At 33.2% G+C, this 14,981-nt stretch carries 12 protein-coding genes; 7 read left to right on the forward strand and 5 right to left on the reverse strand.

Annotated elements, in window-relative coordinates; translation table 11 throughout:
• Positions 1–223 precede the first annotated feature (223 nt).
• The 5 genes from rpsA to ACVCXO_RS04525 all read left to right on the forward strand — a co-directional run bounded on the left by rpsA (position 224) and on the right by ACVCXO_RS04525 (position 5,315).
• A complete protein-coding gene (rpsA, locus tag ACVCXO_RS04505; RefSeq protein ID WP_452228403.1) occupies positions 224–2,107 on the forward strand; it encodes a 30S ribosomal protein S1 in 1,884 nt (627 codons plus the stop codon).
• A gap of 311 nt (positions 2,108–2,418) precedes the next feature.
• Entirely contained in the window at positions 2,419–2,958 is a 540-nt protein-coding gene (gene pyrR / locus ACVCXO_RS04510) for a bifunctional pyr operon transcriptional regulator/uracil phosphoribosyltransferase PyrR (RefSeq protein WP_452228416.1), read from the forward strand.
• Between the two features lie 118 nt (positions 2,959–3,076).
• Positions 3,077–4,006: an aspartate carbamoyltransferase catalytic subunit gene (locus ACVCXO_RS04515; RefSeq protein ID WP_452228404.1), complete on the forward strand. Its 930-nt coding sequence runs from the start codon at positions 3,077–3,079 to the stop codon at positions 4,004–4,006.
• A 3-nt stretch (positions 4,007–4,009) separates the two neighbouring features.
• Positions 4,010–4,342, forward strand: a complete 333-nt coding sequence (locus ACVCXO_RS04520; protein ID WP_452228405.1) for a ribonuclease Z — start codon at positions 4,010–4,012, stop codon at positions 4,340–4,342.
• Positions 4,343–4,409: 67 nt separating this feature from the next.
• Positions 4,410–5,315 (forward strand): ribonuclease Z, encoded by a 906-nt coding sequence (locus ACVCXO_RS04525; protein WP_452228406.1) that lies wholly within the window; start codon positions 4,410–4,412, stop codon positions 5,313–5,315.
• Here the strand turns inward: ACVCXO_RS04525 and ACVCXO_RS04530 are convergent.
• Positions 5,312–5,734: a hypothetical protein gene (locus ACVCXO_RS04530; RefSeq protein WP_452228407.1), complete on the reverse strand. Its 423-nt coding sequence runs from the start codon at positions 5,732–5,734 to the stop codon at positions 5,312–5,314. The genes ACVCXO_RS04525 and ACVCXO_RS04530 overlap by 4 nt on opposite strands.
• Before the next feature lie 54 nt (positions 5,735–5,788).
• Entirely contained in the window at positions 5,789–6,217 is a 429-nt protein-coding gene (locus tag ACVCXO_RS04535; protein ID WP_452228408.1) for an SRPBCC family protein, read from the reverse strand.
• Between the two features lie 67 nt (positions 6,218–6,284).
• On the opposite strand from ACVCXO_RS04535, the gene pdxH reads away from it, so the two are divergent.
• On the forward strand, positions 6,285–6,932 hold the full coding sequence (gene pdxH / locus ACVCXO_RS04540) for a pyridoxamine 5'-phosphate oxidase (protein WP_452228409.1): 648 nt from the start codon (positions 6,285–6,287) through the stop codon (positions 6,930–6,932).
• A 165-nt stretch (positions 6,933–7,097) separates the two neighbouring features.
• A complete protein-coding gene (locus tag ACVCXO_RS04545; RefSeq protein ID WP_452228410.1) occupies positions 7,098–7,592 on the forward strand; it encodes a CAP domain-containing protein in 495 nt (164 codons plus the stop codon).
• A gap of 364 nt (positions 7,593–7,956) precedes the next feature.
• Here the strand turns inward: ACVCXO_RS04545 and ACVCXO_RS04550 are convergent, their stop codons facing one another.
• The 3 genes from ACVCXO_RS04550 to ACVCXO_RS04560 all read right to left on the reverse strand — a co-directional run.
• A complete protein-coding gene (locus tag ACVCXO_RS04550) occupies positions 7,957–9,891 on the reverse strand; it encodes an OmpA family protein (protein ID WP_452228411.1) in 1,935 nt (644 codons plus the stop codon).
• Positions 9,892–9,969: 78 nt separating this feature from the next.
• On the reverse strand, positions 9,970–10,902 hold the full coding sequence (locus tag ACVCXO_RS04555) for a PorP/SprF family type IX secretion system membrane protein (protein ID WP_452228412.1): 933 nt from the start codon (positions 10,900–10,902) through the stop codon (positions 9,970–9,972).
• A 14-nt stretch (positions 10,903–10,916) separates the two neighbouring features.
• Positions 10,917–14,981, reverse strand: a 4,065-nt coding sequence (locus ACVCXO_RS04560; protein WP_452228413.1) for a gliding motility-associated C-terminal domain-containing protein, incomplete at its 5' end; no start/stop codon positions are given.

The raw sequence follows: 14,981 nt of genomic DNA on the forward strand, positions 1-14,981 counted from the left end.
CTTCATTTTTTCCTATAATAAACATTTGAGAATCAAAAATATAATTGTAAATTTGCACTCCTTTTAGCGAATAATGGAAAGATAAAAGGAATAAAACAAAAACAATTTTAACACTTCTGTGTGTTATCGCATCCTATCTTCCTAAAGCATAGCAGAATACAAAAACATAATGTGTATACGTTTTCAAATAATTGGAATCCTATTGCATTATTAAATTAATTAAATGGCTGAAAAAGCAAAAAAAGCGGAAGTTGAAGCAACGGAAGCAACAGAAGTACAAAAAACAGAAGCGGTAGCAACTGAAACTACAGAAGCAACTGCAGTAAAAGAAGCTCCTCAGGTTTCTGAAGCACAAGCAAACCCAGAAAAATTCTTGGCAAGCTTTAACTGGCACAATTACGAAGAAGGTATTGATGAGGTTGAAGATTCTCAATTAAAAGAATTTGAAAAATTAGTATCCGAAAATTTCGTAGATACTTTAGATGACGAAGTAGTAGAAGGTGTGGTTATTCACATTTCAGATCGTGATGCAATTATTGACATCAACGCAAAATCTGAAGGTGTAATTTCACTAAACGAATTTCGTTACAATCCAGGTTTAAAAGTAGGAGACAAAGTAGAAGTATTAATTGATGTTCGTGAAGACGCAACAGGTCAATTAGTATTATCGCACAGAAAAGCTCGTGTAATTAAAGCTTGGGATAGAGTAAATGATGCACATGACACTGGTGAAATAGTAAACGGTTTTGTTAAATGCAGAACTAAAGGTGGAATGATTGTAGATGTATTTGGTATTGAAGCATTCTTACCAGGTTCTCAAATTGATGTTAAACCAATTAGAGATTACGATCAGTATGTAAACAAAACTATGGAATTTAAAGTGGTGAAAATCAACCACGAATTCAAAAACGTAGTAGTATCTCATAAAGCGCTTATTGAAGCGGATATTGAAGTACAAAAGAAAGAAATTATTGGTCAATTAGAAAAAGGTCAAGTACTAGAAGGTATTGTTAAAAACATTACTTCTTATGGTGTATTTATTGATCTTGGTGGTGTTGATGGATTAGTTCATATTACAGATCTTTCTTGGTCAAGAATCAATCATCCAAATGAGATTGTTGAGTTAGACCAAAAATTAAACGTTGTAATCCTTGATTTTGATGAAAACAAATCAAGAATTCAATTAGGTCTTAAACAATTATCTAAACATCCTTGGGATGCATTAGGAGAAGAGGTAAAAGTAGGTGACAAAGTAAAAGGTAAAGTTGTAGTTATTGCTGACTATGGTGCTTTTGTTGAGGTAGCTGAAGGTGTTGAAGGATTAGTTCACGTAAGTGAAATGTCTTGGTCTACACATTTACGTTCTGCTCAAGATTTCGTATCTGTTGGTGATATTGTTGAAGCTCAAATCTTAACTTTAGATAGAGAAGATAGAAAAATGTCTCTTGGTATCAAGCAATTAGCTCCAGACCCATGGACAGATATTACAACTAAATATCCTGTAGGTTCTAAACATTCAGGAACAGTTCGTAACTTTACAAACTTTGGTGTTTTTGTTGAATTAGAAGAAGGTATTGATGGATTAATTTACATCTCAGATTTATCTTGGACTAAGAAAATCAAGCATCCATCTGAGTTCTGTGCAGTTGGTGATACTTTAGACGTAGTTGTACTTGAGTTAGATGTTGAAGGACGTAAATTATCTTTAGGTCATAAACAAACAACAGTGAACCCTTGGGATAAATACGAAACTGAATTTGCTTTAGGTACTACACATACTGCAGAAATTGCAGAAGTTGTAGACAAAGGAGCTACTATTGAGTTTAACGAAGATATCGTTGCCTTTGTTCCTTCTCGTCATCTTGAAAAAGAGGATGGTAAGAAACTTAAAAAAGGAGATTCAGCAGAATTCAAGATTATCGAATTTAATAAAGAATTTAAAAGAGTAGTTGCTTCGCATACTGCTATCTTTAGAGAAGAAGAAATCAAGAATGTAAAAGAAGCTGTTAAAAAAGCTGCAAATCAAGCTGCAGAAGCAAAACCTACTTTAGGAGATGCTAACGAAGCTTTACAAGCACTTAAAGATAAATTAGACGGAAAAGTATAATCTTTCTGAAAACTTTATATAAATTAAAGCCTTTCCATTCACTTGGAAAGGCTTTTTTATTTTTACTATTTTAACTTCTAGAGGCGCAACGAGATCCTTTTTAGGATTAAAAAGAAAACGATTATAAATTTTTATTATCTATAGAATACGGATTTTATAATTTCAAAACCGTTCTTCCAACTAGCCCAATAATACTAGATTTAGAAGTTACCAGAATTTAAAATATAAACTTATTTACGCTACTTCCTAATTATCTTTCAACTTCTAAAATTTTGCATTATCTTTGTTTACCAAATACGTTTGGATATTCTATGGGTCAAAAAGTGTTACTTAACGCAAAAGAGGTAAACATCATTCTTCATCGATTGGCTTGTCAACTTATTGAAAATCATAAAGACTTTTCTAACACCGTTTTAATAGGTATTCAACCTAGAGGAAAGTATTTAGCAAATAGGTTAATTACTTTACTAAAAGAAGATTATAAAATTAAAAACCTACAAACAGGGCAGCTAGATATTACTTTTTATCGAGATGATTTTAGAAGAAGTGACAAACCTCTAGAAGCGAATGCTACAGAAATGGATTGTGTTGTAGAAGATAAAAAAGTCGTTTTTATTGATGACGTTTTATATACCGGACGAAGTATTCGTTCTGCATTAACAGCAATTCAATCTTTTGGTAGACCAAAGGAAATAGAACTTTTAACCTTAATAGACAGACGATTTAGCAGACATTTACCAATTCAGCCAGATTATAGAGGAAGACAGGTAGATGCTATAAATGAAGAAAAAGTAAAAGTAAATTGGGTAGAAAATGAAGGAGAAGATGTAGTGTATTTAATTTATAGTTAGTTTTTTCTAAGTTATAAATAAATAGATGACACACAGAGTCCAGTAGAAGTGTCTCAATAATAAGAATATAAAAATAATTTGCCAATAGCTAATAGCTAAGTGCCAAAAGCAAAAAAATATGAGCGAATTAAGTGTAAATCACTTATTAGGAATTAAATATCTTAACAAACAGGATATCGAACTCATTTTTAAAACTGCAGATCATTTTAAAGAAGTGATTAACAGACCAATTAAAAAAGTGCCTTCACTTCGTGATATTACTATTGCCAATTTGTTTTTCGAAAATTCTACGCGTACCAAACTATCTTTCGAGCTGGCAGAAAAAAGACTTTCTGCAGATGTAATCAATTTTTCAGCTTCGCAATCTTCTGTTAAAAAAGGAGAAACCTTAATAGATACCGTAAACAATATACTTTCTATGAAAGTAGATATGGTAGTTATGCGTCATCCCAATCCTGGTGCAGGCGTATTTTTATCGAAACACGTTAATGCAAGTATCATTAATGCGGGTGATGGAGCACATGAGCACCCAACACAAGCATTATTGGATAGTTATTCCATAAGAGAAAAATTAGGAGAAGTAAAAGGAAAGAATGTGGTTATAGTTGGAGATATTCTACACAGTCGTGTAGCATTATCTAACATTTTTGCATTACAATTACAAGGTGCAAATGTGATGGTTTGCGGACCAAAAACATTAATACCAAAGTATATAGATACGTTAGGTGTAAAAGTAGAAACCAGCTTACGCAAAGCATTAAATTGGTGCGACGTAGCAAATATGTTACGTGTACAAAATGAAAGAATGGACGTAAGCTATTTTCCAACAACCAGAGAATACGCACAACAATTTGGAGTAGATAAAACCTTATTAGATTCTTTAGATAAGGAAATAACAATCATGCATCCTGGACCAATAAATAGAGGTGTAGAAATCACTAGTGACGTAGCAGATTCAAAACAAGCCATTATTTTAGATCAAGTACAAAATGGTGTCGCTATTAGGATGGCAGTAATATATTTATTAGCTTCAAAAATAAAACAGTAAATTATGATTTTTGATACCGAAGAAAATATCACCATTATAACACAAGAAAAAGCATCTACTATTGAATTAGTAAAAAAGCTTAATGTGTTATATGAAAGATTTAAAAACGATAATATAATCGTGAATCTAACGAGTTTAAAACCAATTACGTTAGAAAACATTGTAGAGTTTTTACAAATATCTAATACGCATAGAAAAGCAAAAAAGTCTTTTGTAATTGTAACAGATAAAATAAACTTAAGTGAAACTCCAGACGAAATAATTGTAGTGCCAACTTTACAAGAAGCGCATGATGTTATTGAAATGGAAGAGATAGAACGCGATTTAGGTATCTAACAGAAAGTGGATGCGTTTATTCGTCTAAAGTTTATGTACTCTACTATTTAAAACCTATAAACTCAATATGAAATTACGCATTTTAGGCTGTTATAGTGCTACTCCAAGAGTGAATACCAACCCTACAGCGCAAGTACTAGAAATAAATAACCACATGTTTTTAATAGATTGTGGTGAAGGCACGCAAGTACAGTTGCGTAGACATAAGATTAAGTTTAATAGAATTAAGCATATCTTTATTTCCCATTTGCACGGCGATCATTTTTTTGGGTTAGTTGGTCTTATTTCTACATTTAGATTACTTACTCGGGAAACAGAATTACACATTCACGCACCAAAAGGTTTGAAGGAAATAATTACGCTTCAAATGAAGGTTTCAAAATCATGGACTAATTACCAACTTATCTTTCATGAGTTGAATGCCAAAACTTCTGAACTTATTTTTGAAGATGATACGGTAGAAGTACATACTATTCCCTTAGATCATAGAATTTATACCAATGGTTTTCTATTTAAAGAAAAAGAGGGAGAACGTAAGCTGGATATAAATAAAGTAGAAGAAGCTAACATTAACGTAGCGTATTACCGAAAATTAAAACAAGGTCATGATGTAGAAAATGAAGATGGTATTTTAATCGATAATAGCAAAGTAACCAAACCAGCAAACAAACCTAAAAGTTATGCTTTTTGTAGTGATACAGCTTATTCTGAAGCTATAATTCCGATAATTAAGGAGGTAGATGTGCTTTATCACGAATCTACTTTTTTAGAAAAAAATGAAAATCTTGCCGCACCTACTAAACATAGTACTGCCAAACAAGCCGCTACAATTGCACAAAAAGCGAATGTTGGAACTTTAATTCTTGGGCATTATTCTACTAGATATGACGGTTTAAAGGAATTTAAAGAAGAAGCGAGTACTATTTTTAAAAATGTAGAACTTGCAGAAGACGGAAAACTTTTTGAGTTTTAGTACACTTTCTTAAACTCATCCAAATTTAATGTCCAAGAAACTGCTTCTTCAATAGAATTGGAACGTTTTAGACTCTTTTTAGAAAAGAGTTTTTCTAAAGTAGCATTATTATAGTTTAATTCAGAATAGTAAACAGATACACTCGCGACAACAAAATCATATTTATCGAAAAAATTCTGCCAATGGTTGGGATCATAGGAATATGAATTTACTTTATTAGAGATATAGGCAATCTTAAAATTATCACCATAGTGTAAATCAATAATTTCAATTATTTCTACAATTTTGTTCCAACTTAAGTGTATTCCTTCATTCATTTCAGAAATCACGAATTTTTCACAAAAATAAAACGTTCCAAAAGGAAGCATTTTTTTAGTATAAGCATGTTGTGTACTTATAATAGAATTTTCAAATAGCATTAAAAATATTTTTAGGGATTGACAAATTACATAATTTACTTGAAAATTCAAATCCTATTCGCTCTCGATATACGTTTTAAATTGACGCATCCAGGTATCTACTTGGTTTTTAAACATTCCCGGAAATAATTTCATCAGTATTTTTATTATAAAGCCATTTAATTTTATATAATCTATTTGGGAGACGTAGCGAGTAGTTTCGGGGTTTATAGCATTAAAAATGACATGCATAGTATTGGTAGTGTGTTTGTGTTCATACAAAGCTTTAAATGCATCTGGAAGATTGTTTAGCTGTATGGTTTCGATTAGTTCTAACTTTTTATATGTTAATTTAGACTTTGTACCTACTTCATTGATTTTTCCGCTTAAAAGCTCCTTACGTATAAAACCATCTTGAAAATGGTGCTGTTTATTAGGATCTAAGAAAACAGACACGACTTTATTTCTTGGTGCGTGGATATCTATAGTACAAGTGAATTTCATGAATACATTTTTTATAAAGTTACAAAAAGGCTTTATACATTATTTAAAAAACGTGTAAATTGCAGGTATGGAAAAAGACCTAGGAAATTATAGAAAATCGTACGAAAAGGGAGCACTTTTATTAGAAGACACTCCAGAAAATCCATTGGAATTATTTCAAAAATGGTTTCATGAAGTGGATACACATTTTCCGGAAGATGAAACGAATGCCATGACATTATCTACCATTGGTTTAGATGCCTACCCAAGGAATAGAGTAGTGCTGTTAAAAAAATATACATATGAAGGTTTTATTTTTTATACCAATTATAATAGTGAAAAAGGACGCGCAATAGCGAATAACCCAAATGTTTGCATTTCTTTTTTTTGGCAAGCTGCAGAACGACAAATTATTATTAAAGGTAAAGTAGAAAAAATTGCGGCTAATCTAAGTGATGGTTATTTTGAGTCTAGACCAAGAGGAAGCCAATTGGGAGCAATAGTATCTAACCAAAGCGAAATATTAAATAGTAGAGAAACGCTTGAGCTTAAATTAAAGGCTTTAGAAGAAAATTTTGAAGGGCAAGAAATAGAGCGACCTGAATTTTGGGGAGGTTATATTGTGAAACCTGTTGAAATGGAATTCTGGCAAGGAAGAGCGAATAGGTTACATGATAGAATACGTTACACACTGGATAAAGAATACTTTTGGGTGAAAAACCGATTATCTCCTTAAATTACGGTTGAAATACGTTAAAATTGGCTTGAAAATTGCATTTCATCGATTATGTGTCTTTTAAATCGACGAAATACATGCGTTTTATCGAATTTAACATTTCGTTAACATTTTCTTTAGACTTGGTTTGTATCTTTATAATCCCAAATCTAAAGAACCCTAACCATGAAAAAACCTACTTTATGGCTTATGGCATTAACCGTTTTGTTTAGCACGTTTTCGTGTTCTACAGAAAATAATGATCATGAAGCAAAAAACGTTAACAGTGAATATGTAGTACCAGATACTAAAGGTATTGAAACTGAAATTCTAGAACTTCTAAATGAATATAGAATAAATGAAGGTTTAAGTACTTTGGAATCTTTAGATTTAATTAAATCTCAAGCTTTTGTACATTCCGATTATATGGCAGAAGTTAGTAATATTTCTCATGATAATTTTGCGCAAAGAAGTGCTTTTTTAAAACAGTATGCTGGGGCAAATAGAGTTTCTGAGAATGTAGCTTATGGCTATAGTAGTCCTGCTTCGGTTGTGAATGCTTGGATAAATAGTGAAAGTCATAGAGGAGCAATAGTAGGTGATTATACGCACTTTGATGTTTCTGCAGAGCAAGATGAAAATGGGTATTGGTATTTTACGAATATATTTGTAAAGAAATAAAGAAGGATCATTAAAAGTAAACATATAAAAAAATATAAAAACCACTCTATTTAGAGTGGTTTTTTAGTTTCATAAACTACATAAAATTGGATCTAGTTCGTAATTCATATACCTTATGTAAGGTCGTTTTTCAGTATTAATGAGGTGCATATAGAAATAATAACGGTAATAATTACCTTAGTGTTTTGTTTTGCAAATGAATCTTGATTCCAATGCTATACGATCGTAATTATAGGAAATAGCTTTTAGTTTTAAAGCGACTTTATTATAAATAAAAAGCCACTCTAATTAGAGTGGCTTTTTGAAGTATAGGATGTTGTTAGGAACGCTTTATAAAAATTATAAAGTAACATCTTATACTATATTAATATTCATTGGTAATAATGAATTTGGATCTACGATTTTCTTGGTGTTCTTTTTCAGAACAAATTTTTCTATGTGCATTATCACATCTATTTACTAATTGGGATTCCCCATAACCAATGGCACTATTAATTCTATCGGAAGTAATTCCTCTAGAAATTATATAATCTCGAGTAGACTTAGCTCGTCTATCCGATAGTTTCATGTTATACGCATCTTTTCCACGACTGTCTGTATGTGCTTCTATTTTAATATGCATTTTTGGATGATTTTTCATCACGGTTACAATATTTTCTAACTCGTACGCCGCATCTGGTCTAATGTTCGATTTGTCATAATCAAAGAAAATAGGATTAATTACAATTTCATTATTAACGATAAATGGCGTTAATAGTAAATCTTGCACTTGCTCTTCTTCTGGAACATCTGTTGTTTGCACTTCTTGTATGTCTTCTCTATAATCTAATTTACTACCGATAACGGTGTATTTCTTTTCACATTCTACTTCAAATTCATATGCTCCATTTTCATCAGACATTATTTCTTCTAGTTCTTTTCCGGTTTCGTCTAAAAGTTTCACTTTCGCTTCCGGAATTGGCAATAGTGTAATTTTATCTTTAACGACTCCTTTAATTACTTGTTTACATTGGTAAGAACCAAATTGGTAAATATCATCGCTACCGCTTCCTTCTTCTCTGTTAGAGGAAAGAAACCCTCTATCTTTATCCGAATCAATAAAGAATGCAAAATCATCGAATCTACTATTGAAAGGCGCTCCTAAATTTTGTGGTTCTGTAATCGAATCTTTATCTTTAACTTGAAGCATATTAGATTTAAAAATATCTAATAAACCTAAACTTATATGTCCGTCTGATGAAAAGTAAAAGGTACTGTCTTTGGCAACATAAGGAAACATCTCTCTACCTGGCGTATTGATTTTTGCTCCTAAGTTTTCTGGAGTACCATAAGCTCCAGATCCTTTTATTTCTACACTATAAATATCTGTACTTCCTAAACCACCTTCTCGATCGGAAACAAAATATAGTGTTTTATTATCTGCACTTAAAGCTGGATGCCCGGTAGAGTGGACTTTGTCATTAAATGGGAGTTCTACAACATTACCCCATTTTTCTCCAGATTTAGTAGCTTTATATATTTTTAAATAAGAGGTACCTTCATCATCATAAGAAATCTTTTTACGATTGTTAATATTATCTCTTGTAAAATACATGGTTGTGCCATCCTTTGTAATAGCAACAGTCGCTTCATGAAATTCTGTATTTACTTCTTCAGAAAGGGCTTTAATATCTTCAATAGTTACTTCTTCTTGACCATATTCAATGGTTCCTGAAAATATATCTAAATATGGTTCTTCGTTCCATTTGTAAATCTTACCACTGCCACCTTCGCCAGAAACTTTAGTAGAAGCATAGTAAAAAGTACTATCATGAACATACCCTCCAAATTCGGAGAACTCTGTATTTATTCCTAACGCAGAAAATTTAACATATTTTCCTTCGGTAGAAGATAGTTCTTTGTACTTAGCAAGATCCATGATTTCAAAATCTTCCGCTCTTTTATCGCTTGTCTGTAATTCTTTAAATTTAGCTATCCAAGTGTTCGCGTTTTCATATTCACCTAAACTTCTTAAGGATTGTATATACTTGTAAATAAATTCCGGATTTATTTTTTCGTATTTATTTACCGCTTTTCCATACCACATAGCTGCTTTTTCAGAATTAGAATTGTTATAATAACAATCTCCTAATCGTGTTAATACATGCTCGCTACTATCTCCTTTTTTTACAGCAGACTCATATAGTTCACTAGCTTTGATATACGCATAGTCTCTAAAATAATTGTCTGCAACTTTTACCTGAGCAAATAGCATGGTATTGCATAGAACTAATAAAATTAATATAACTTTTGTTTTCATCTGTATCTTATTTTCTTATTAACCATCAGAAGGAATTATCATATAATAAAATTACACGTTTTTATCTGAATATCTATTTTAGAAATATCTTGGTGATTTAATACGTTTCACTTTAAATACTTCGAACATTAATAAAACCTCATGTGTTCCTCCTGTATATTGGTTGATATCGGATAAAGGATATTCGTAGGTATAACCAATTCTGATTTCTTTAGAGATTTGAAAATCTGCTATTGCACCAAATGCAGAAGTGTAATTATTAATTCTGTAGGATGCACCTAGCCAAAGTTTTTCATGAAACAAAAAGTTTGCAGTTAGATCATAAGATAGAGGAGCACCGTTAGTAGCTTTAATTAAAGCAGCTGGTTTGAATTTTGTATTATCACTTAAAGTAAATACATAACCACCAGTAAAATAATAACTAATTCTTTCTAATGCTTCATATTGAACTCCGCTTGAATTTCCTTCTTTGTTATAATCGGTGTTTAGAATTCTAGGAGCAGATAAACCTAAGTACCATTTTTGCGTATGCCAAAAGAAACCAACACCAATGTTTGGGCTCCATCTATTCTCAACACCGTAAATAGAAGGGTCATCTGGTTCATCACCTCTTAATGTGGCACTAAGACTATATTGGGTAAACCCAGCTTTTAATCCGAATGCTAATTTTGTTTTTTCACCAGTATTAATGGTATATGAAAAGTCACCATAAATATAGGAGAAATCTTGATACCCTAATTTATCATTTATTAAAGATAAACCAACACCGATTTTTTCATTTCTAAGTGGTGTATGCGCAGAAAGAGTTTGGGTAATTGGTCCTCCTTTAAAGCCAACCCATTGACTTCTATGAAGACCAACTACACTTAGTGTTTCTCTGCTTCCTGCATACGCAGGATTAATAGATATTGTATTATACATGTATTGTGTAAACTGTGGTAATTGTTGCGTAAACCCAACTGTACAGCTTAATAACGCAAATGCAACAATATATTTTTTTATAAGTTTCATATAGGTTAATATTTTTATTTGGTTCCTACGTAGATATATCCATTTATAGGATCAATTCCACTTTCTTTTAAAGTTACTATGTAATAATATGTACCATCAGGAACGGTATTAGATCCACCAACAGAGTTGTTATGTGCGGTTCCATTCCAATTATTTTGATAATCATGAGATTCATAAATTAATGCTCCCCAACGGTTAAATATTTTCACATCTATTACATAATTACAAAGCTCAACGCCACTAACTTCAAAGAATTCATTGTATTGATCTCCGTTAGGAGTTACTGCGTTAGATATTTCAACATCATCTTCACCACAGTTCAATACGAAACATCTGTTGTGAACTTCAATAGAAGCTTCCACGTAAGTAGGACAAGCCGAATTGTTTTCCGTATAGCTAAATTCAATATCGACTCCTACATTTTCACCATCTAGTGTAATACTTAATGGATCGAAATAATGACCATCCATAATTGTAGCATCACCAGAAATAACTTCCCAAGTACCACTATCCTCATAGTAACCACTTAATAAATCAAATAAATCATACACTTGAGCTTCAATTTCACTTGTATTACATATACTAATATCACTTCCAGATACGGAATTGTTTTGTAGTGTTAACATCGCATAAACTTCTGTTTCATTACCACAATCATCTGTAATTATATATTGAACATCTAGCATTCCTCCTAAACCAGGAGCAGAAGATAAATCAGCAAAGTTATAATCTGAAGTTATTTGACCAGTAAAGTCTAAATCACAACCATCGGTAACACATGCTTCAAGAGCTGCAATGTTGTCTGTATTCCATTGGTCTGCAATAGCTTCATTGTTTTCACCATCACAATCTAAAGTTTGGTCGGTTACACAATTAGTTGCATCTGGAGCCGTATTATCTACTATAGTAAGTGTAGCAGTAAGTGTTGTAGAATTATTACAATCGTCTTTTACAACATAAGTAACTTCTATAGAACCAGTAAGACCACAAGCAGCTACAAGATTAGTGAAATCATAATCAGAAGTTACATCGAATACCGCATCTGTATCACAAGAATCCGTACCACAAGATTGAAGCGCTAATATGTTAGTAGCATTCCAATCATTCGCAACCGTTTCGTTATCTGTTCCGTTACATTCTATAGTTTCGTCTATTACAGTACAAGCAGTAAGATCAGGACCGATAGAATCTTCAAGCGTAAGTGTTGCAGTAAGTATGGTTTCATTACCACAATCATCAGCTACAGTATACGTAACTAGAATAGTACCACCAGCGCCACAAGTGGAAGCAAGGTTAGTAAATACATAATCTGAAGTTACATCAAATACTGCATCTGTATCACAGCTATCTGTACCACAAGATTGAAGAGCAAGTATGTTAGCGGCATTCCAATCGTTCGCGATCGTTTCGTTATCTGTACCGTTACATTCTATAGTTTCGTCTATTACAGTACAAGATGTTAAGTCAGGACCGATAGAATCTTCAAGCGTAAGCGTTGCAGTAAGTATGGTTTCATTACCACAATCATCAGCAACTGTATACGTAACTAGAATAGTACCACCAGCGCCACAAGTGGAAGCAAGGTTAGTAAATACATAATCTGAAGTTACATCAAATACTGCATCTGTATCACAAGAATCTGTACCACAAGATTGAAGTGCTAATATATTAGCAGCATTCCAATCGTTAGCAATTGTTTCGTTATCTGTTCCGTTACATTCTATAGTTTCGTCTATTACAGTACAAGCCGTTAAGTCAGGACCGATAGAATCTTCAAGCGTAAGCGTTGCAGTAAGTATGGTTTCATTACCACAATCATCAGTAGCCGTATATATTACTTGAATAGTTCCACCAGCACCACAAGTTGTAGCTAGGTTAGTGAAAACATAATCAGAAGTAATAGTTACATTAATATCATTCGCACAAGCTTGAAGTTCTGCAATATTATCTGCATTCCAAGTATCTGCTAAAGTTTGGTTATTATCGCCATCACATTCGATTGTTTCATCTACTACATTACAAGCAGTAAGATCTGGACCAGTAGCATCACCGAAGTTTAGTGTTACTGTAATTGTAGATTCATTACCACAATCATCTGCAACGGTATAGGTAACCGGAAGCGAACCACAAGGACCACAAACTACATTTAAGTTATTGAAGTCGTAATTGGAAGTTACGTTATAAACACCATCTGCATCACAGCTATCTGAACCACAAGATTCAAGCGCAGCAATATTAGCAGTATTCCAAGCATCGGCAATAGTTTCGTTATCATCCGCTGTACAATCTACAGAGGTATCTGTAACTGTAGTACAAACTGTTAAATCTGGACCGATAGAATCGTTAAGCGTAAGAATGGCAACAAGTATAGTTTCGTTATCACAATCATCCGCAACGGTATAGGTAACTGTAATTGTACCACCAAGTCCACAAGTGGAAGCAAGGTTGGCAAAAGCATAATCAGAAGTTACATCAAATACCGCATCTGTATCACAAGAATCTGTACCACAAGATTGCAGTGCTAAAATATTAGCAGCATTCCAATCGTTAGCAAGCGTTTCATTATTTGTTCCGTCACACTCAATCGTTTCATCCGCTACCGTACAAGCTGTAAGATCAGGACCGATAGAATCGTTAAGTGTAAGTGTAGCAGTAAGTATAGTTTCGTTACCACAATCATCTGCAACGGTATAAGTAACTGTTAATGTACCACCAGCGCCACAAGTAGAAGCAAGGTTTGTGTACGCATAATCAGAAGTTACATCAAAAACAGCATCTGTATCACAAGCATCTGTACCGCAAGATTGAAGCGCTAATATATTCGCTGTATTCCAATCGTTAGCAATCGTTTCATTATTTGTTCCATCACACTCGATAGTTTCATCTGCAACAGTACAAGCTGTAAGGTCAGGACCAATAGAATCGTTAAGAGTAAGTGTAGCAGTAACCGAAGAAGTATTTAAACAATCATCAGTAGCCGTATATGTTACTTGAATAGTTCCACCAGCACCACAAGTTGTAGCTAGGTTAGTGAAAGCATAATCAGAAGTAATAGTTACATTAATATCATTCGCACAAGCTTGAAGTTCTGCAATATTATCTGCATTCCAAGTATCTGCTAAAGTTTGGTTATTATCACCATCACATTCTATCGTTTCATCTACTACATTACAAGCAGTAAGATCTGGACCAGTAGCATCTCCGAAGTTCAGCGTTACTGTAATTGTAGATTCATTACCACAATCATCTGCAACGGTATAGGTAACAGGAAGCGAACCACAAGGACCACAAACTACGTTTAAGTTATTGAAGTCGTAATCTGAAGTTACGTTATAAACACCATCTGCATCACAGCTATCTGAACCACAAGATTCAAGCGCAGCAATATTAGCAGTATTCCAAGCATCGGCAATAGTTTCGTTATCATCTGCTGTACAATCTACAGAGGCATCTGTAACTGTAGTACAAACTGTTAAATCTGGACCGATAGAATCGTTAAGCGTAAGAATGGCAACAAGTATAGTTTCGTTATCACAATCATCTGCAACGGTATAGGTAACTGTAATTGTACCACCAAGTCCACAAGTGGAAGCAAGGTTGGCAAAAGCATAATCTGAAGTTACATCAAATACCGCATCTGTATCACAAGAATCTGTACCACAAGATTGCAGTGCTAAAATATTAGCAGTATTCCAATCGTTAGCAAGCGTTTCATTATTTGTTCCGTCACACTCAATCGTTTCATCTGCAACAGTACAAGACGTTAAGTCAGGACCAATAGAATCGTTAAGTGTAAGAATTGCAACAAGTATAGTTTCATTATCACAATCATCTGCAACGGTATAAGTAACTGTTAATGTACCACCAGCGCCACAAGTAGAGTTAAGGTTCGTAAACACATAATCAGAAGTTACATCAAATACCGCATCAGTATCACAAGCATCTGTACCGCAAGATTGAAGTGCTAATATGTTAGCAGCATTCCAATCGTTAGCAATCGTTTCATTATTTGTTCCATCACACTCGATAGTTTCATCTGCAACTGTACAAGCTGTAAGGTCAGGACCAATAGAATCGTT

The organism is Lacinutrix sp. MEBiC02404, from assembly GCF_053601575.1.

Bases quoted from the DNA above. Each gene is read 5' to 3' on its own strand.
- rpsA (WP_452228403.1), top strand. From the start codon at position 224: ATGGCTGAAAAAGCAAAAAAAGCGGAAGTTGAAGCAACGGAAGCAACA.
- pyrR (WP_452228416.1), top strand. From the start codon at position 2,419: ATGGGTCAAAAAGTGTTACTTAACGCAAAAGAGGTAAACATCATTCTT.
- ACVCXO_RS04515 (WP_452228404.1), top strand. From the start codon at position 3,077: ATGAGCGAATTAAGTGTAAATCACTTATTAGGAATTAAATATCTTAAC.
- ACVCXO_RS04520 (WP_452228405.1), top strand. From the start codon at position 4,010: ATGATTTTTGATACCGAAGAAAATATCACCATTATAACACAAGAAAAA.
- ACVCXO_RS04525 (WP_452228406.1), top strand. From the start codon at position 4,410: ATGAAATTACGCATTTTAGGCTGTTATAGTGCTACTCCAAGAGTGAAT.
- ACVCXO_RS04530 (WP_452228407.1), bottom strand. From the start codon at position 5,734: ATGCTATTTGAAAATTCTATTATAAGTACACAACATGCTTATACTAAA.
- ACVCXO_RS04535 (WP_452228408.1), bottom strand. From the start codon at position 6,217: ATGAAATTCACTTGTACTATAGATATCCACGCACCAAGAAATAAAGTC.
- pdxH (WP_452228409.1), top strand. From the start codon at position 6,285: ATGGAAAAAGACCTAGGAAATTATAGAAAATCGTACGAAAAGGGAGCA.
- ACVCXO_RS04545 (WP_452228410.1), top strand. From the start codon at position 7,098: ATGAAAAAACCTACTTTATGGCTTATGGCATTAACCGTTTTGTTTAGC.
- ACVCXO_RS04550 (WP_452228411.1), bottom strand. From the start codon at position 9,891: ATGAAAACAAAAGTTATATTAATTTTATTAGTTCTATGCAATACCATG.
- ACVCXO_RS04555 (WP_452228412.1), bottom strand. From the start codon at position 10,902: ATGAAACTTATAAAAAAATATATTGTTGCATTTGCGTTATTAAGCTGT.